This window comes from Chitinimonas viridis, assembly GCF_030409555.1.
GTDB lineage: Bacteria > Pseudomonadota > Gammaproteobacteria > Burkholderiales > Chitinimonadaceae > Chitinimonas > Chitinimonas viridis.
The window spans coordinates 244319-262044 of sequence record NZ_JAUFPU010000003.1 but is presented as its reverse complement, the minus strand read 5'-3'; the positions used below and the strand labels follow the sequence as shown (position 1 = coordinate 262044).

The 17726-nt window shown below is 61.7% G+C and carries 19 protein-coding genes and 3 tRNA genes; 16 read left to right on the top strand and 6 right to left on the bottom strand.

Annotated features, from left to right (window positions below):
• The 4 genes from QWZ03_RS04055 to QWZ03_RS04040 form a co-directional block, all read right to left on the bottom strand.
• Window positions 1-119: GTP-binding protein (locus tag QWZ03_RS04055; protein ID WP_040724515.1), on the bottom strand; the 119-nt coding region annotated here is incomplete at its 3' end.
• A 39-nt stretch (window positions 120-158) separates the two neighbouring features.
• Window positions 159-233, bottom strand: a tRNA-Thr gene (locus tag QWZ03_RS04050).
• Window positions 234-250: 17 nt separating this feature from the next.
• Window positions 251-324, bottom strand: a tRNA-Gly gene (locus QWZ03_RS04045).
• Window positions 325-394: 70 nt separating this feature from the next.
• Window positions 395-479, bottom strand: a tRNA-Tyr gene (locus QWZ03_RS04040).
• Between the two features lie 116 nt (window positions 480-595).
• Between QWZ03_RS04040 and QWZ03_RS04035 the strand changes: the two genes are divergently transcribed.
• Window positions 596-1540, top strand: coding sequence for a hypothetical protein (locus QWZ03_RS04035; RefSeq protein ID WP_290331574.1), 945 nt, complete (start codon window positions 596-598; stop codon window positions 1538-1540).
• Between the two features lie 62 nt (window positions 1541-1602).
• Window positions 1603-2289 carry a hypothetical protein gene (locus tag QWZ03_RS04030; protein ID WP_290331573.1) on the top strand — a complete coding sequence of 229 codons (687 nt, stop codon included), beginning with the start codon at window positions 1603-1605 and terminating at the stop codon, window positions 2287-2289.
• Here QWZ03_RS04030 and QWZ03_RS04025 read toward each other — a convergent pair.
• A complete protein-coding gene (locus QWZ03_RS04025) occupies window positions 2286-3983 on the bottom strand; it encodes an ATP-binding protein (RefSeq protein ID WP_290331571.1) in 1698 nt (565 codons plus the stop codon). The two genes, QWZ03_RS04030 and QWZ03_RS04025, sit on opposite strands and share 4 nt — an antisense overlap.
• A gap of 179 nt (window positions 3984-4162) precedes the next feature.
• Here QWZ03_RS04025 and QWZ03_RS04020 point away from each other — a divergent pair, with 179 nt between their 5' ends.
• Window positions 4163-4816 (top strand): prepilin-type N-terminal cleavage/methylation domain-containing protein, encoded by a 654-nt coding sequence (locus QWZ03_RS04020; protein ID WP_290331569.1) that lies wholly within the window; start codon window positions 4163-4165, stop codon window positions 4814-4816.
• 46 nt (window positions 4817-4862) lie between these two features.
• Here QWZ03_RS04020 and QWZ03_RS04015 read toward each other — a convergent pair whose 3' ends face one another.
• Window positions 4863-6830 carry a monovalent cation:proton antiporter family protein gene (locus tag QWZ03_RS04015; RefSeq protein ID WP_290331568.1) on the bottom strand — a complete coding sequence of 656 codons (1968 nt, stop codon included), beginning with the start codon at window positions 6828-6830 and terminating at the stop codon, window positions 4863-4865.
• A gap of 138 nt (window positions 6831-6968) precedes the next feature.
• Between QWZ03_RS04015 and QWZ03_RS04010 the strand changes: the two genes are divergently transcribed.
• From QWZ03_RS04010 to QWZ03_RS03950, 13 genes are all read left to right on the top strand, one after another.
• A complete protein-coding gene (locus QWZ03_RS04010) occupies window positions 6969-7955 on the top strand; it encodes a KpsF/GutQ family sugar-phosphate isomerase (protein ID WP_284197155.1) in 987 nt (328 codons plus the stop codon).
• Window positions 7956-8024: 69 nt separating this feature from the next.
• Window positions 8025-8540: a 3-deoxy-manno-octulosonate-8-phosphatase KdsC gene (gene kdsC, locus QWZ03_RS04005; protein WP_284197154.1), complete on the top strand. Its 516-nt coding sequence runs from the start codon at window positions 8025-8027 to the stop codon at window positions 8538-8540.
• A gap of 2 nt (window positions 8541-8542) precedes the next feature.
• Entirely contained in the window at window positions 8543-9118 is a 576-nt protein-coding gene (lptC, locus tag QWZ03_RS04000; protein WP_290331567.1) for an LPS export ABC transporter periplasmic protein LptC, read from the top strand.
• Entirely contained in the window at window positions 9099-9632 is a 534-nt protein-coding gene (lptA, locus tag QWZ03_RS03995; protein ID WP_284197152.1) for a lipopolysaccharide transport periplasmic protein LptA, read from the top strand. Before lptC ends, lptA begins: the two co-directional genes overlap by 20 nt.
• Window positions 9629-10354 carry an LPS export ABC transporter ATP-binding protein gene (lptB, locus tag QWZ03_RS03990; RefSeq protein WP_284197151.1) on the top strand — a complete coding sequence of 242 codons (726 nt, stop codon included), beginning with the start codon at window positions 9629-9631 and terminating at the stop codon, window positions 10352-10354. The genes lptA and lptB overlap by 4 nt, the downstream gene beginning before the upstream one ends.
• 17 nt (window positions 10355-10371) lie before the next feature.
• A complete protein-coding gene (locus QWZ03_RS03985) occupies window positions 10372-11832 on the top strand; it encodes an RNA polymerase factor sigma-54 (protein ID WP_290331566.1) in 1461 nt (486 codons plus the stop codon).
• A gap of 43 nt (window positions 11833-11875) precedes the next feature.
• Window positions 11876-12223, top strand: coding sequence for a ribosome hibernation-promoting factor, HPF/YfiA family (hpf, locus tag QWZ03_RS03980; protein WP_284197149.1), 348 nt, complete (start codon window positions 11876-11878; stop codon window positions 12221-12223).
• 188 nt (window positions 12224-12411) lie between these two features.
• Window positions 12412-12867 (top strand): PTS sugar transporter subunit IIA, encoded by a 456-nt coding sequence (locus QWZ03_RS03975; protein WP_284197148.1) that lies wholly within the window; start codon window positions 12412-12414, stop codon window positions 12865-12867.
• A gap of 71 nt (window positions 12868-12938) precedes the next feature.
• Entirely contained in the window at window positions 12939-13880 is a 942-nt protein-coding gene (gene hprK / locus QWZ03_RS03970; protein ID WP_290331565.1) for an HPr(Ser) kinase/phosphatase, read from the top strand.
• 6 nt (window positions 13881-13886) lie between these two features.
• On the top strand, window positions 13887-14747 hold the full coding sequence (gene rapZ / locus QWZ03_RS03965; RefSeq protein WP_308447512.1) for an RNase adapter RapZ: 861 nt from the start codon (window positions 13887-13889) through the stop codon (window positions 14745-14747).
• Window positions 14744-15352: a flavin prenyltransferase UbiX gene (locus tag QWZ03_RS03960; protein ID WP_290331563.1), complete on the top strand. Its 609-nt coding sequence runs from the start codon at window positions 14744-14746 to the stop codon at window positions 15350-15352. The genes rapZ and QWZ03_RS03960 overlap by 4 nt, the downstream gene beginning before the upstream one ends.
• A 70-nt stretch (window positions 15353-15422) precedes the next feature.
• Window positions 15423-16214, top strand: coding sequence for a TIGR00266 family protein (locus tag QWZ03_RS03955; protein ID WP_284197145.1), 792 nt, complete (start codon window positions 15423-15425; stop codon window positions 16212-16214).
• 316 nt (window positions 16215-16530) lie between these two features.
• On the top strand, window positions 16531-17541 hold the full coding sequence (locus tag QWZ03_RS03950) for a serine hydrolase domain-containing protein (protein WP_290331562.1): 1011 nt from the start codon (window positions 16531-16533) through the stop codon (window positions 17539-17541).
• Window positions 17542-17726: the final 185 nt, after the last annotated feature.

The window sequence follows — 17726 nt, the reverse complement described above, 5'->3', positions numbered from 1 at the left end:
AACTTCTTCGACAGGATCGTGGTGATCGCGGCGGTCAGCGTGGTCTTGCCGTGGTCAACGTGACCGATGGTGCCAACGTTTACGTGCGGCTTAGTCCGCTCGAATTTCTCTTTTGCCATTTTGGAGTCCTTGATTGCGAATAGAAACGTATCAAGCGATGGTGCCCATGGGCAGATTCGAACTGCCGACCTCTCCCTTACCAAGGGAGTGCTCTACCCCTGAGCTACATGGGCATTCCACACAAAACAGATGGAGCGGGTGAAGGGAATCGAACCCTCGTCGTAAGCTTGGAAGGCTTCTGCTCTACCATTGAGCTACACCCGCTCGACAAGACCTCTAAACCCACTTGCCACGCGGAGCACTTCACACCGCGACGCTACCTACTTCTGAATTCTGGTGGAGGGGGAAGGATTCGAACCTTCGAAGGCAGAGCCGTCAGATTTACAGTCTGATCCCTTTGACCGCTCGGGAACCCCTCCTGAATGAGCGGCGCATTATGGTGATGCTTTAGCGCCCTGTCAAACACTTCGTGCAAAAAAATCCCACAATTTCGCTAAGTGGTTGTTAGGCATCAACATTGCTTAGGAGCCTCATCATGCAAAACAAAGCAAACCCCAAGACCCGCCCACCACGCAAACAGCGGGGAAATGCCCTGCTTATCTTCTTTTTGCTGGTTGCGATGGGGATGTTGAGCCTGCTGGTCAGCAAATTAGGCAGCCAACCCGGCCTGCTGCAGCAAAACCAAGTAGATCAGGACAGCATGAATGAGGCACGGCAGGCCCTAGTAGGCGCCATTCTAAGCGCTCCACGGGCCGACGCCCGTCTACCGGCGGATCTGATCGTCAACGATGATACATTCGTCACAGCACGCCTGAACTACGCCAGATACGCCCTAAAACCAGCAAACGAAACCGGCAATGCGCTTTGGTACGCTGCGTCAGGCTATTCCCTGCTAGATACAGACAGCACTCACTGGCTCAGCCTCTGTGACGCGGCCCAACCAGCCGCCAACGATATTGCCATCGCGATCCTTTCGCCCTCTGAACCGCTTACCACACAGACAGGTCGCGCCCCATCAGCACCAGCTGCTCAGTATCTGGAAGGCGTAACAGGAACCCCCATCGGCTGCACCGCCAATCCCAGCAACGCAGACAACAACCGCATTCTGGTCCGCAGCGCATCCTCCGTTACATTTAATGATCAACTGCTAGTGATCAGTCGCAAGGAGCTACTATCGATGCACGCAGGTCTGGCATATCGAGAGATAGCTACTCGCCTCGCCAATTACGCTCAAAGCAATGGCGATGCATACCCTGACAATGCGACCTTCAGCGCAGCAATCAACACCCCCCCACTACCAACATGGTTGCTCGACGACACAAGCACGCCTGGAGAATGGATAGATGCCCTCACCTACAACCAAGTAGCCACGCAGCAAGCCACCCTGCAAATACCGGGCTGCGCTCCCATTACTTTGGCGTGGGACAGCACCACTAGCACCAACATTCTCACCCCACCAGGAAACCCGCAATGCCCCTAAGCCTTCGCCTCAAAGCCTCGCGCTCTTGCTTAGGCTTCACACTGGCCGAAGTAGCCACTGTCATGGTGATTGTCGCCCTGGTACTCGGTGGCATCATGATGAGCCTGCCAACGCAGATAGAGAATGCCCGCATGAGCGAAGCACGTAGCCTCTCCGACAATGTGCGGAGCGCACTCCTGGGCTACGCCATCCAAAATCAATTCCTGCCTTGCCCAGACATTACCGGCAACGGACTGGAAGGTCGCGCACCGGCCGGAAACTGTACCAGCAACGAAGGCTGGCTACCCTTTGCGACGCTGGGGCTATCTAGAACTGACCCCTGGGGCAACCGCGTGCGCTATCGGGTCGATCCCGCTTATGCAGACAACGCCGCACCTATTACGCTGGCCACACCGGCCGCCGCGCTGGATGTTTGCACGACGGCCACCTGCACAGCCGTACTGGCTGACAACGTCCCTGCCGTCTGGGTAATGCATGGCGACAACGGCCTGCGCGCTCGCGGTAGCGCATTCAATCTACACTCAGCAATGGAACCGATAGGCGCAGACGAGGCAGCCAATGCTGACGGCAGGAATGCACTTGACACGATCACCAACCCCTGCGCCCCCGCCACGCCGGCACCATGTCGTTTCGTTATGCACGACCCTCAGGAGGCGGCAGCAGTTGGCGGTGAGTTCGATGATGTCGTGAATTGGCTACCACCAGGCATCTTGCTAAATCGCCTTATCGAGGCAGGTACGCTGCCCTAGCTCTTGTTAGCAGCAAACTCAAAGCGCACCCTCCCAGGCCGATTCTCCACCAAGGCCAAGCATCCTCCAGCGGCCGCTGCCATCCGTGCCGCCTGGTACAAGCCCAAACCAAAGCCAGAGGCTGACTCCACTGGCGCCTGCAGCAACTTGGCTGCCAGCGATGCCGGAACAGGCTCGCCATCATCCTCCACCCAAAGGCCGCCGCGTCCATCGAGCCCGGCACTGATCACCAGTTCCTTGGCGACAGCACGCTTGTTCAAGGCATTCTGCAACAGGTTATCCATTACGCAGTCGTATAGCTCCGCCGATACCGGCGGACACTCCAAAGGCAAGGGCTGAAGCGCGATTCCGGCATCGGCATAGCGTATGGCCACGCCCTGCCACCACACAGCCGCAGGCAGCACAGTCTGGCGCCCGAAGTCGCCCTGCGTCGGCGCACTCAACTTCCCCAGTGTCACCTCCAGCCGCCGCCCTATCTCCGGCAACTGCCTGGCATACAGGCTGGCCAGCCTATGCGGGTCAGTGCTGACCTGGGCCGCACCTATCAACCCCTGCAAGGCCTGCAGCAGGTTCTTGATGTCGTGGGTCAGGCGCGCCCCCGTCTCGTACACCGCCTCTATATAAACGTGCTCCGCCAGCCTGGCCTCGCGCTGCTTGGCCAGATAGAGCTGCTCCAGCAGGCGCACCGCCAGCTGCAACTGCAATCTGTGCGCCGTGGTGATCGCCCCACGCGTGCTCAGCACCAGCTGCAAATCCCCTGCCGTCAGCGAGATACCCGCCCCACGCCTGACACCAAACTCCCCCTCCCCACCCGGCCCGCGCCAATGCCCGCCCGCCACCCAGGGCAGCATCAGCAGCTCCCTCAAAGCCGCCTTCAGGAATACCTCAGCATCCGTCTCGCGGCCATAGTGCGCCGTTACCCGTGCCGACCACAGCTCAAAAGGCGAACCCAGCTGAAACAGCTGGGCCGAGAACAAAGCCCCTATGCCCGCAAAGCCCCCCAGCGGATTCCACAGCAAGGCCAGGGCCGCCAGCAGGCCGCCGGTCGCCACCAGCATGGTGGCCAGGGCAGCCACATACTGGTACTGCCAGCCGCGCACCAAGGCCGCAGTGCCCAGCGAGACCAGCAGGGTCAGCAAAAGCAGCAGCAGGCTGTAGAGAAAATCCAGCGGCTGTGCCTGCGGCGGCTCAGCCGCCGGTATGGGCCACACGGCCAACAGCAGCAAGCCTGCTGGCAACAGATAGGACACCGCCCGCGGCCAGGGCGGCGCCTGCAACAGCGCGGCCGGCAACAACTGCAGCCAGAGCAAGAGCAGCACCAGTAAGGCCAGGCCCAGATGCAACCGGCGCAGGCCAGGTGCCGACATTCCTGCCGCCCGCCCGCCCACCAGCGCCGCCACCAGCGCCGCCCAACCCAACAGCAATGCCGGCCCCGCAAACAGCGCCAGGGCCAGCGCCGCCAGCGCCATTCCCGCCAGACCCCAGGCGTTCATGTCCCGCTGGGGCGCATACACCGGTTGCCACAACAAGAGCAGGCCCAATTGCGCCAGCAGCAACAAGCGCAAAGCGGCATGCCCCTGCGGCAGCCAGGCCGCCAGGAACAACAGCCACACCAGCAGCAAGGGCAGCCAACGCAAGCGCACCTCGGGTGCCAGCAGCTTGCGCGACAGAACAGACAGCCAATCTAAAGACATGCACGCTCCGACGATACGCCGACAGGGGCTGTTGAAATCACAACATCAGCAAGAATTAATATGCCAACAGCAAGCTGACAAGCGACTCAAGCTGGACTATAGATATTGGCACATGCATTGCTTAGTGTTTGCTCAGCTCGCCTTCGAGCGAAATTCCCTACAGCAGGAGATTGCCCCCCATGAATTCCATCGCGCGCAAACAGCAGGGTTTCACCCTGATCGAAATTGCCATCGTCCTCGTCATCATCGGTCTGCTGCTGGGCGGTGTGCTCAAAGGCCAGGAGATGATAGAGAACGGCAAGATCAAGAACATGATCAATGACCTGAATGGCACTGCCGCCGCCATGACTTCCTATCGTGATCGCTACCGCGCTCTGCCTGGTGATGACATCGCCGCACTTCCTGCCCGCGGCTGGGCTGCTGCCGTCGCTGGCGATGGCAATGGCTTGGTTGGCGCTGCAGCAGCCAACCCATTCACCACCAACGGCGAAAACATCAACTTCTGGCGCGATCTGCGTTACGCAGGCTTGGTGGCCGGCGACCCCGCAATCGCCACCGTCGCCTTGGGTGGCCTTCCCACCCACGCTGGCAGCGGCCTGATGGGGGTAACCCGTGGTGTTCAGGGCATGGCCGGCGCCGTAGTCTGCATGGGCAATGTTAGCGGCAAATATGCCCTGTCCATCGACCAGCAACTGGATGATGGCGCCAACAGCACGGGCACCATACGGGCTGCGTTGGGCGTAGCGGGAAACAACACCGCACCGGTAGCAGCCATTCCGAATCCGGCAGCGTACAACGAAACCTTGTCCTACACTGTCTGCCGCGCCCTGTAACAAGCGTTAGGCCAGACTATCGAGCCCGCCACCTGGCGGGCTTTTTTCATTCCCCGCTCAACAAACGCCGCTCCGCCCGGCTCAGCATCTCCGGCCCCGCCAGCAGCACCACCACATCGCCGGCCATCAGCACTTCCTCGCTGCCCGGCTCATCAATACGGCGCCCACCACGGCGCAACGTCTTCACCAGCACCCCCATGTCGGCAAGATCCAGGTCCGCCAAGGGCTTGCCCACCGCCGCAGCCTGGGTGTCCAGCGCCACCGAGTGCAGCCTGGGCTGCGCCTGTTCCTCCAGGCTATCGTCGGTCGCGCCACGGAAGAAACCCTTGAACAGGCTGTAACGCGCCTCCCGTGCATCGCGTATGCGGCGCAAAACCCGGTTCAACGGCACACCCAGCAACATCATCGCGTGCGAGGCCAGCATCAGGCTGCCCTCCATGATCTCCGCCACCACTTCATCCGCGCCTGCCGCGCGCAGCCGCTCGATATCGGTGTCATCCCAGGTACGCACGATCACCGGCAGGTCAGGCCGCTCCTCCCGCACCACATGCAATATCTTCAGCGCCGAGGGCGTATGGTCATAGGTCACAATCAAGGCACGGGCACGGGTCAGGCCCGCCGACATCAACACCTCGCGCCGGGTGGCATCACCAAACGACACATTCTCGCCAGCAGCCGCCGCCTCCTTCACCCGCTCCGGGTCCAGGTCCAAGGCATAGATATCTATCTGCTCCTGCTGCAGCAGCCGGGCCAGCGCCTGCCCGCTGCGGCCGTAGCCGCATAGGATTACATGGTCCGAGGTCGCCATGGTCTTGGCCGCCAGCTGGGTCAGCCGCATGGCCTGCAACATCCAGTCCGATGCGATAAAGCGGCGCACGATAGTCTCGGTTTGCTGGATCAGGAAAGGCGCCGCCAGCATCGACAACAAGATGGCCGCCAGCGCCACCTGCTCGGCCACCGGCGGCAGGATGCCCGAGCTGGCTGCCAGCGCCAGTAACACAAAGCCGAACTCCCCCCCCTGCGCCAAAGCAATGCCGGTACGCACCGCCGTGCCAGGGCTACGGCCAAACCAGCGGGTCAGGCCGGCAATGATGGCCGCCTTGCCCACCAGCAGAAACGCAAACACCAGCAGCACCGTCAACAACTCGCGCCAGACCGCCAACAGATCCAGCCGCATGCCCACCGTAATAAAGAACAGCCCCAGCAACAGATCACGGAACGGCCGGATATCCTCCTCCACCTGATGACGGTACTCGGTTTCGGCAATCAACATGCCCGCCAGAAACGCCCCCAGGGCCAGGCTCAGCCCCGCCAGCGAAGTGGCATAAGAGATACCCAGCGTCACCAGCAGCACATTCAGCACGAACAACTCGGTAGAGCGCCCCTTGGCCACCAGATGGAACAACGGCCGCAGCAGCTTGGGGCCAAAGTACAGCAAGATCACCAAGGTCAGGACGATCTTGACCAAGGCCAGCCCCAGCACCAGCCACGGATCGCCACCCGCACGGCCCAGGGCCGGAATCATGATCAGCAGCGGCACCACCGCCAGATCCTGGAACAACAAGATCCCGATGGCGTGCTGCCCGTGTATGGCATTGATCTCCACCCGCTCGGCCAGCATCTTGCTGACGATGGCGGTGGACGACATCGCCAGGGCTCCCCCCAGCGCCAAGCCCGCCTGCCATGGCAGGCCAAACAGTAACGCCGCCCCCATCACCAGCGCCATGCAGCTGACCACCTGGGCCGAACCCAGCCCAAACACCAGGGTGCGCATGGCCGTCAGCTTGGCCAGGCTAAACTCCAGACCCAGGCTGAACATCAGGAACACCACGCCAAACTCGGCCAGCTCAGCCACCTCGGTAGAACTGCGTATCAAGCCCAACGCGTGCGGGCCGATGGCAATCCCCACCAGCAGATAGCCCAGCATGGCCGGCAGCTGGAAACGGCGGCACAAAGTGACCACCGCCACAGCGGCGGCCAGGAGTAGCAGAACGGTCTCAAGCGCATGGTGCATAAAGGCGATCAGTGGCGGTCAACGGAAGAATTATACGAATACGGCAGGCTTTCGCCCGCCCACGCGCGACATTCCGCCCGGGACAGGAACCAAACAGGAATACTGACGTTCCCTTGGCATCCCTTATACTCCCGCCTTATGACTACCCAACACACCCCCAACGCAGCAGAGTTGCTGGCCTTGGCCCGCGATGTGCTGAATATCGAAGCGCAGGCCATACAGGCCGTAGCCGGGCGGCTGGACGACAGCTTTATCGCTGCCCACCAGCTGATGCTGGGCTGCCAGGGCCGTGTCGTGGTGGCAGGCATGGGCAAGTCTGGCCATGTCGGCCGCAAGCTGGCGGCCACCCTGGCCTCCACCGGCACCCCCGCCTTCTTCATGCACCCGGCCGAGGCCGCTCATGGCGACCTGGGCATGATCACCGCCGACGATATCGTGCTGGCCCTGTCCAACTCCGGCGAGAGCGATGAACTGGTCACCCTGCTACCCGCCATCAAGCGCAAGGGCGCCCGGATGATCGCCATGACAGGCAATCCCGACTCCACCCTGGGCCAGGCCGCCGACATCCACCTGAACGCCCGTGTCGAAAAGGAAGCCTGCCCGCTCAACCTCGCCCCAACGGCCAGCACCACCGCCGCACTGGCACTGGGCGACGCCCTGGCCGTCTGCCTGCTGGAAGCGCGGGGCTTTGGCCGCGACGACTTTGCCCTCTCCCACCCCGGCGGCAGCCTGGGCCGGCGCCTGCTGGTGCATGTGCGTGATGTCATGCGCCAGGGCGACGAACTGCCCATGGTCAAACAGACCGCCAGCGTGCGCGACGCACTGTTCGAGATTACCCGCAAAGGCCTGGGCATGACCGCCGTGGTCGACGACCACGGCAAGCTGCAGGGCATCTTCACCGATGGCGACCTGCGCCGCGCCATGGATAGGGAGCTGGACCTCAAAGCCGTGGACATCGCCCAGCTCATGACCCGCAACCCCAAGACCATCGCCGCCCACAAGCTGGCAGCCGAAGCCGTGCAGCTGATGGAGCAGGCCAAGGTCTACGTGGTCCTGGTACTGGATGAAGGCAAACTGGTAGGCGCCCTGCGCATGCACGATCTGTTGCGCGCCGGCGTGGTGTAAGCCCTATACCTCTCTATATCGGATAGCAAGCCGGCGCCCCATGGTGATCTGGCAGACAAGGAAAATACGGTGCTGGAACGCGCACATAACGTAAGACTGATGATATTCGACGTCGATGGCGTCATGACCGACGGCAGCCTCTACTACACCGACAGCGGCGAAGAGCTGAAAGCCTTCAACTCGCTCGACGGCCACGGCCTCAAGATGCTGCGGCAATCCGGCGTAGCGCTGGCCATCATCACCGGCCGCAACTCCCGCCTGGTAGAGCACCGAGCCCGCAACCTGGGCATCGATCACCTGATCCAGGGCGCCCACGACAAGCTGGCCGCATTTGAGCAACTGCTGAGCGACACCGGCTTCAGCATGGCCGATTGCGGCTATATGGGCGACGACGTCATCGACCTGCCCGTCATGCGCCGCGTGGCCTTCGCCGTCGCCGTACCCGACTCCCCCACCCTGGTGCGCCAGCACGCCCACTACGTCACCGGTGCGCGTGGCGGCAACGGCGCCGTGCGGGAAGCCTGCGAAATCATCATGCAAGCCCAGGGCACCCTGGACGCACAACTGGCGCCCTATCTCAAGTGAGCATGCTGCCCGACCGCGCGGCCCGCGCCTTCCCCCTGCTACTGCTCGGCCTCCTCGCCGGCATGGCACTGCTGCTGGACCGCGCCACCAACCTGCCCTACTTCTCGCCCCCCGCCGGCAGCCGCGACCCCGACCTCACCATCAACCGCTTTGTCGCCACCGGCTACGGCCCCGATGGCAAGCCGCTCTACCAGCTGACCGCCAGCGGCATGCGGCACTATCCGCATGACGATCACTCCGAATTTGCGGACGCCCTGCTGGTACGCACCCTGCCCGGCGAGCCCACGCTCACCATCAACGCCGAAAAAGCCCGCATCACCGAAGGCGGCGACCGGGTCTTCTTCGAGCAGGATGTACGCATGCACCGCACCGCCGCAGCCGGCGTAGACGCCATGACTCTCAAGAGCAGCCGCCTGCAGCTGGACATCACCCGCGGCCTGGCCAGCTCGGATGCCCCCGCCGACATGGTGAGCGGCGGCAACCGCATGCGCAGCACCGGCTTTGACTACGACCACCCGAACACACGCCTGAACCTGCGTTCCAATGTGAGCCTCTACTATGCCCCGCCTCAACGCTAAGCTGCTGCTGACCAGCGCCCTGACCCTGCTGGCCCCCCTGGCCCTGGCCGAGAAAGCCGACAGCGGCAAACCCATCAATGTCGATGCCGGCCGCGTCAGCCAGGATCAGAAAACCGGTCGCTCCGTGCTGGAAGGCGGTGTCAGGCTGGTACAAGGTACCCTGTCGCTGGACGCCGACCAGGCCGTGATCACCGAGCAGGCAGACGGCGAACAAACCGTCCAGGCCAGTGGCCGGCCCGTCAAGTTCAAGCAAAAGATGGAAGGCCAGGAAGTCTGGCTGGATGCCCGCTCCGACAAGCTCGACTACGACAGCAAGACCGGCGACGTCAAGCTGACCGGCAACGCCTGGCTCAAGCGCGGCCAGGATGAGCTGAGCGGCAGCCATATCGTCTACAACAGCGTGACCGAGATCTTCCGGGCCGAAGGCAATGCCAGCGCCACCCCCGGCACAGATGGCCGGGTAAAGCTGGTGATACAGCCCAAGAAAAAGCCCGAGAGCCAAGCCAAGCCATGACCGCACGCCTGTCCGCCCAGCACCTGCAAAAGCGCTACAAATCCCGCACGGTGGTCCGCGATGTCTCGCTGCACGTCGATGCCGGCGAAGTGGTCGGCCTGCTCGGCCCCAATGGCGCCGGCAAGACCACCAGCTTCTACATGATAGTCGGCATGGTCGCACTCAACGGCGGCAAGATCTTCCTGGATGACGCCGAGATCACCCACCTGCCCATGCACCAGCGCTCCCGCCTGGGGTTAGGCTACCTGCCGCAGGAAGCCTCCATCTTCCGCCGCATGACCGTGGCCGAGAACGTGCGCGCCATCCTGGAGCTGCATGTCACCAACAGCGAAACAATAGAACGCCGGCTGGACAGGCTGCTGCGCGAGCTGAATATCGCCCACCTGCGCGACAGCAGCGCCCTCTCGCTATCGGGTGGCGAACGCCGCCGCTGCGAGATCGCCCGTGCCCTGGCTGCCAACCCACGCTTCATCCTGCTGGACGAGCCCTTTGCCGGGGTAGACCCCATCGCCGTGATGGATATCCAGAAAATCATCCGCTTCCTCAAGGAGCGCAAGATCGGCGTATTGATTACCGACCACAATGTCAGAGAGACCCTGGGCATCTGCGATCGCGCCTATATCATCAACGAAGGCAGCGTCCTGGCCTCAGGGAGCGCCGAAGAGATCGTCTATAACGACAATGTCCGCCGGGTTTACCTGGGTGAGCATTTCAGGCTTTAGCCTGTTACCGTGTCAGCATGAAACAATCCCTCCAACTCAAGCTCTCCCAGTCACTCACGCTTACGCCACAGCTACAGCAATCCATCAAGTTGCTGCAGCTCTCCACGCTTGACCTGAACCAGGAGATAGAACGCTTCCTGCAGGACAACCCCATGCTGGAGCGCGAGGACGACAACGAGCCGGAAATCCATCCGGTACGCGAGGACGGCAGCCCGGTGGAGGTGGCCGAGCCGCCCCCCTCGCTCGACGAGGCCCCCAGTACCGACACCGCCGAACCCGATTTCGACATGGATGGCGCGCTGGGCGACAGCTACTGGAACGAAAGCGGCGGCGGGCGCCAGCGCGAAGACGACGACGAGTTCGACCCCCAGGCCAACGTCGCCCGCATCAGCACCCTGCGCGAGCACCTGCTGGCCCAACTGGGCCTGCTGCCCCTGAGCCAGCGCGACCATGCCGTGGCCACCCTGGTCATAGACGCGCTGGACGACGACGGCTACCTTGGCCTACCGTTGGTCGAAATCTTTGAGTTGATCCCCGAATCCCTGCGCGACGAGCTGGAAATCGAGCTGGAAGAGCTGCAGGTCAGCCTGCAATTGATACGCCAGCTGGAACCTTGTGGCGTGGGCGCAGTCGATCTCAAGGACTGCCTGAAGTTGCAATTGCAGCAGTTGATGCAGCACGAACCGGCCAGCGGATTGGCACTTGAGATTGTGGCCGAGCACCTCGATTTATTAGCCAACAAGGACTACAGTAAGCTTAAGAAAACGCTGAAATGCGACGACACCGCCCTACGAGCCGCACAGTTGCTGGTACAGCGACTGAACCCCCGGCCCGGAGCAGTGTTCGGCGAGACTGACACCCGCTACGTGGTAGCAGACGTGGTGGTGAAGAAGCTTCGCAACGGCTGGACGGTCCAGCTGAACGAAGCTGCGATGCCCAAACTCAAGGTCAACCAGTTGTACGCCAACATCCTGCGGCAACATCGTGAAAACGGCACCGGCCTTTCCGGCCAGCTGCAGGAAGCCAAGTGGCTGATCAAGAACGTCCAGCAACGCTTCGACACCATACTCCGCGTAGCACAGGCCATCGTCGAAAAGCAGCAGCGGTTTTTCGAACACGGCGAAGTCGCCATGCGCCCCCTGGTGCTGCGCGATATTGCGGAGGAGCTGGACCTGCACGAATCGACCATCTCTCGGGTGACTACCCAGAAATACATGCTCACGCCGCGTGGCATCTATGAGTTCAAGTATTTCTTCGGCAGCCATGTGGATACCGACTCGGGCGGCGAATGCTCGGCCATCGCCATCAAAGCCCTTCTCAAACAACTGATACAGAACGAAGACCCCAAGAAACCACTGAGTGACAGTACGCTGGCCGAAGTGCTCGGCAAGCAGGGCATCAATGTTGCCCGCCGTACCGTCGCAAAGTACCGTGAAGCCTTGCAGATCCCTCCCGTGAACCAACGAAAGTCCCTGTAGCCGCCCCGCAGCTAGGCGGCGTCCTTAACACAAGGAGAGTCGTATGAACCTGACCATCAGTGGGCACCACCTCGACGTAACCCCAGCCATCCGCGAATACGTGCAGACCAAGCTGGAGAGGGTCACCCGCCACTTCGATCATGTGATCGACATGGGCGTCACCCTCAGCGTCGACAAGCTGCAGCAGAAGATTGAAGTGAATGTGCATCTGCGCGGCAAGGATATCCATGTGGAAGCCACCGAGCCCGATATGTACGCCGCCATAGACCTGGTGGCCGACAAGCTGGATCGGCAAGTGTTAAAGCACAAAGAAAAGCGATATGGAGACCGCCACACCGATGCCATGAAGCATCATGTAGAACCGGAAAGCCACGATCAGGCAGCCGCCTGACGGCGCCGTAGCAGCAAAGCGAAAGTGACGAGAGGGAACGGGAACGGTACAGGGACACCGTTCCCGTTTTCCATTCTGATGCAGACCATGCCACACTGGCACCACACCCTCAGCGCAAGCCGACTTTCACGCCTTGTCCTAGCCGCCCACCGGCGTACAATGGCGGCCTATTTCAGCATTGCACAACCATGGCCCTGATCGCCTCACTCCTGCCATTGACCAACGTCTTTCTCGACCTGGACCTGACCAGCAAGAAACGCCTGTTCGAACAGGCCGGCCTCTTGTTCGAGAACAGCCATGGCATCGCCCGCGCCGCCATCTTCGACGCCCTGTTCGCCCGCGAAAAGCTGGGCTCGACCGGGCTGGGCCAGGGTGTCGCCATACCGCACGGCCGCATCAAGGGCCTGAAGGAGGCCGTAGGGGTGTTTGTGCGCCTCAAGCAAGCCATCCCCTTCGAAGCACCGGATGGCAAGCCGGTCAACCTCGCCTTCGTACTGATGGTGCCCGAACAGGCAACCGACCTGCATTTGCAGATCCTGTCGGAACTGGCGCAGCTGTTCAGTGACAAAAAAGTCCGCGAAGCGCTGAGCCAGGCCACCACACCGGAAGACGTGCACCAACTGCTCACCCACTGGCAAGCCTGAGCCCCTGCGGCCGCCAGCCCCGGCCCCGCCCCCGGCACCGTCGCTATCAGGCCTGATACAGAAACGGAACCATGCCCCAAATCACCGTCCGCCAGCTGTTCATCGACAACGCAGAAAAACTGCGCCTGACCTGGCTGGCAGGCCAGAGCGGCGCCAACAATCTGCTGTCCAACGAGGCCGATAATCAGAAACCGGCCCACGCCCTGGTTGGTCACCTCAACTTCGTCCACCCCAACCGCATACAGGTACTGGGCCTGGCCGAAATCGCCTACCTGCAGCAGGTAGAAGCCACCGCCCTGAAAAAATCGCTGGACCACCTGTTCAGCACCGATATGGCGGCCATGATCATCGCCAACGGCCAGCCCGCGCCCGATATACTGCGCGAAGCCTGCGAGCGCGCCCATGTCCCCCTGCTGACCTCGCCCGAACAATCGCCCTACCTGATGGACGTGCTGCGCTTCTATCTGGCCAAGGCGCTGGCCGTCTCCACCAACCTGCATGGCGTGTTCCTCGACGTGCTGGAGGTCGGCGTGCTGATTACCGGCGAAAGCGCCATGGGCAAGAGCGAACTGGCCCTGGAACTGATCTCGCGCGGTCACGGCCTGGTCGCCGACGACGTGGTAGAGCTCTACCGCATCGCCCCCGACACCCTGGAAGGCCGCTGCCCGCCCCTGCTGCGCGACTTCCTCGAAGTACGCGGCCTGGGCGTGCTCAATATCCGCACCATCTTCGGTGAAACCGCCGTCCGTCCGCGCAAGAACCTCAAACTCATCATCCACCTGACCAAGCAAGCCGAATCCATCACCCCGCTGGATAGACTGCAGATGCAAGCCGCCACCCAGGCCGTGCTGGATGTCGCCATACGCAAGGTCGTACTGCCCGTCGCCGCCGGCCGCAACCTCGCCGTGCTGGTCGAAGCCGCCGTGCGCAACTACATCCTGCAACTGCGTGGCATCGACTCCACCCGCGAGTTCATCGAGCGGCACCAACGTTTCATGGAATCAGGAGAATAAGCGGCCATGGCCACCGTGCTGCAGATCGTACTGATATCGGGCCTGTCCGGCTCCGGCAAGAGCGTCGCCCTCAAACTGCTAGAAGACCTGGGCTATTACTGCATAGACAACCTGCCCGCCACCCTGCTGCCGCAAACCGTGCGCCTGCTGCAAGGTGAAGGCCATCAGCGGGTAGGCATCAGCGTGGACATACGCGGCGCTCAAAGCCTGCCCGCCCTGCCCGACTGCGTGGCAGACCTCAAGAGCCAGGGCCTGGATGTACGGGTATTGTTCCTCGAAGCCAAGACCGAATCCCTGCTCAAACGCTTTTCCGAAACCCGCCGCAAGCACCCGCTCTCCACCCTGCACACCGACTACACCGTGGCGGAATGCATCAGCCTGGAGCGCGAGATCCTGGCCAGCGTCGCCGATCTGTCGCACCGGGTCGATACCAGCGAGCTGAGCGCCAACGCCCTGCGGGCCTGGGTCAAGCAGTTCCTGGCACTGGACCAGTCCCGCCTTACCCTCATCTTCCAGTCGTTCGGTTTCAAGCATGGCCTGCCGCTGGATGCCGACTTCGTGTTCGACGCCCGCTGCCTGCCCAACCCCTACTACGACCCCAGCCTGCGCCCCCTCACCGGGCTCGATCAACCCGTCATCCAGTTCCTGGAGGCCGAGGCCGCCCCCCAGGCCATGTACACCGATGTCCTGCGCTACCTGGAAAACTGGCTGCCCGCCTTTGATCGCGACAACCGCAGCTATGTCACCGTCGGCATTGGCTGTACCGGCGGCCAACACCGCTCGGTCTGGCTGGCCGAAAAGCTGGCCGCCCATTTTGCACAGGACCGCCAGGTGCTGGTGCGGCACAGGGAGTCCAGCCCCACATGACCATGCCCCGCACCGTCACCCTGGCGCTGACCGGCGCCTCCGGCATGCCCTACGGCCTGCGCCTGCTCGAATGCCTGCTGGCCGCCGGCGTACAGGTCTACCTGCTGTACTCCCAGGCCGCCCAGATCGTCATCAAGCAAGAGCTGGACGAAACCTGGCCATCGCGCGCCAAGGACGTCGAAACCATGCTGCGCCAACGCCACGGCGTGGCCGACAGCCAGCTGCGGGTATTCGGCCGCGAAGAATGGTTCGCCCCCGTCGCATCGGGCTCCAACCCCGCCGATGCCATGGTGATCTGCCCCTGCACCATGGGCACCCTGGCAGCCATCGCAGCCGGCATGAGCGACAACCTGATAGAGCGCGCCGCCGACGTCGCCATCAAGGAAAACCGCAAGCTGGTCATCGTGCCACGCGAGACCCCCTACTCCGCCTTGCACCTGGAAAACATGCTCAAGCTGGCCCGCATGAACGTCTGCATCCTGCCTCCCAATCCAGGCTTCTACCACCATCCCCAATCCATCGCCCAACTGGTGGACTTCGTGGTGGCACGCATACTGGATCAAATCAATGTCCCCCACGCGCTGATGCAGCGCTGGGGCGAGTAAGCCACCTGCACCCGGTACGCCAGGCACAGGCAACAATCACCTTTTGCACCGCCTCACTAGGAGAAAAGCAATGGCAATGGACGAGATCGATTACCAGCTGTTCGGTGACGATATGCAGTTTGTGGAAGTGGAACTGGACCCCGGCGAAGCCGCCGTCGGCGAAGCCGGCACCCTGTTCTACATGGAAGACGGCATCCATATGGATACCATCTTCGGCGACGGCTCCGACGCCCAGAAGGGCTTCATGGGCAAGCTGATGGGCGCCGGCAAGCGCCTGATCACCGGCGAGTCGCTGTTCACCACCGTGTTCATCAACCAGGGCCAGGGCAAGAAAAAGGTCGCCTTCGGCGCCTCCTACCCCGGCAAGATCATCCCCGTGCACCTGCCCGATGTCGGCGGCACCCTCATGTGCCAGAAGGATTCCTTCCTCTGCGCCGCCAAGGGCGTATCGCTGGGCATAGGCTTCCAGAAAAAACTTGGTGCCGGCTTCTTCGGCGGTGAAGGCTTTATCCTGCAAAAGCTGGAAGGCGACGGCCTGGCCTTTATCCACGCCGGCGGCGCCGTCATCGAAAAAACCCTCAAGCCAGGCGAAACCCTGCGTGTCGATACCGGCTGCGTGGTGGCCTTCGCCCCCACCGTAGACTTCGACATCCAGTACGTCGGCAACATCAAGAGCGCCCTGTTCGGCGGCGAAGGCCTGTTCTTCGCCACCCTGCGCGGCCCCGGCAAGGTCTGGCTGCAATCCCTGCCCCTGGCACGCCTGGCCAACCGCATCGTCGGCGCCTCCAAGGTGGGCGGCAGCGCCGGCGGCGAGCAAGGCTCAGTACTGGGCAACCTGGGCAACATCTTCGAACGAGAATAAACCCGCCGCAGCCAAAGGCCGCGCAAGCGGCCTTTATCATTTCACCCAGCGCAAACTCCGTTTTGCCGTGCCAAGAGCGTGCATCCCATCGCCCTTAGCGTGCCATCAGCACAGCGCAGAAAGGAAAACCCGACACGCCTGGATACACTGAAATCTCGGCCAGAAAGGCCCGCGAAATCGTCAAATCGACATGCGCCGGCTGCATCCAGCCTCTGTATTGATACCGCGCCAAGATGGCGAAGTTTTTTCAGTGTTTCCGTTACAAGGTGAGTTTGCGACAATTCCGGCTTTTCCCTAGCAAAGCATCCGGAGTCACGTGCAAGCAATTAGAAACTATTACCAAGAGTTGGCAGCGCGCTTGCCGTCAAACGGTCCTGGGTTCAGCGCTGCAGTCCTTCAGGACGGGGAAGCAGTACTGGAATGCCATCATGGCCTGGCTTCGCTGGAGCTGAAAACGCCATTGTCTCGCGACTCTGCATACTACTTGGCATCGGAATCGAAGCAATTCACAGCAGCCTGCATCATGTCATTAGTGCGTGACGGCACGATAAGTCTCGATGACGACGTTTGCGCGCATCTGCCGGAGCTGGCAAATTTCGAGCAACCCTTTCCGTTGCGAAGTCTACTGAATCATAGCAGCGGGATTCCCGACTATTTCCAGTTCCTGTATTGCCAGCTGGGGCGCCACGAAGCCGACTACTTCAACAACAAAACTATTCTGGAACTGATTGCTCGCATGGACACAGTGGAATGTCCTGCACAAACTGAACATCGCTACAGCAACAGCAACTATACCTTGCTAGCAACCCTGGTCGAGCGCCTGAGCGGCATGTCGCTGAAAGACTACGCCAGAAAGACACTGTTTGAGCCGCTTGGCATTCACGGTCTGACATACGATGACGACCGTTTTGATGTCATTGAAAATCGGGTGTTCAGTTACGACAGGGACCCAGCGCGTTCCTCGGGATACCAGCAGCACTTGGGCAATGCCAACACGGTTGGCGATGGCGGCATGTATGGCAGCATCGCTGAGCTGCTACGGTGGGAAGTGGAATGGCACCGCCAGTGGGCCGACAGTTCGAGCCTCCTCCATGCAATGCTGCAGCCCTCTCCGTTCTTAGATGGAAGGGTGCCTGACTACCGATTTGGATTAGAGATTACGCAAAGGTTTGGTCAAGACGTCGTGTACCACAGCGGGAACCTGTGGGGATTCAGAACCTTGATTATGAGGCTCCCTCAGACCCGTACATCAGTAATACACCTTGCCAATTGCCAACATGCTGGGCCAGACATGAGCCACATAATTTCCGCCACCCTTGAAGAATAGAGCGCCCGGCTCAAACGCTTGGTTGCCAACTAGGCGTTGGATATCGACATGCCCAAGGAAGTCCTGGGGAGAAACTGACTCGGCCCGCAGCCCGTAGGGCGCAATAAGCAAAGCGCATTGCGCCGCATGAGCGCAGCGCTGCACCTGAATACTCACGCAGCGCATCAGCCTCCCACGCTCACCCC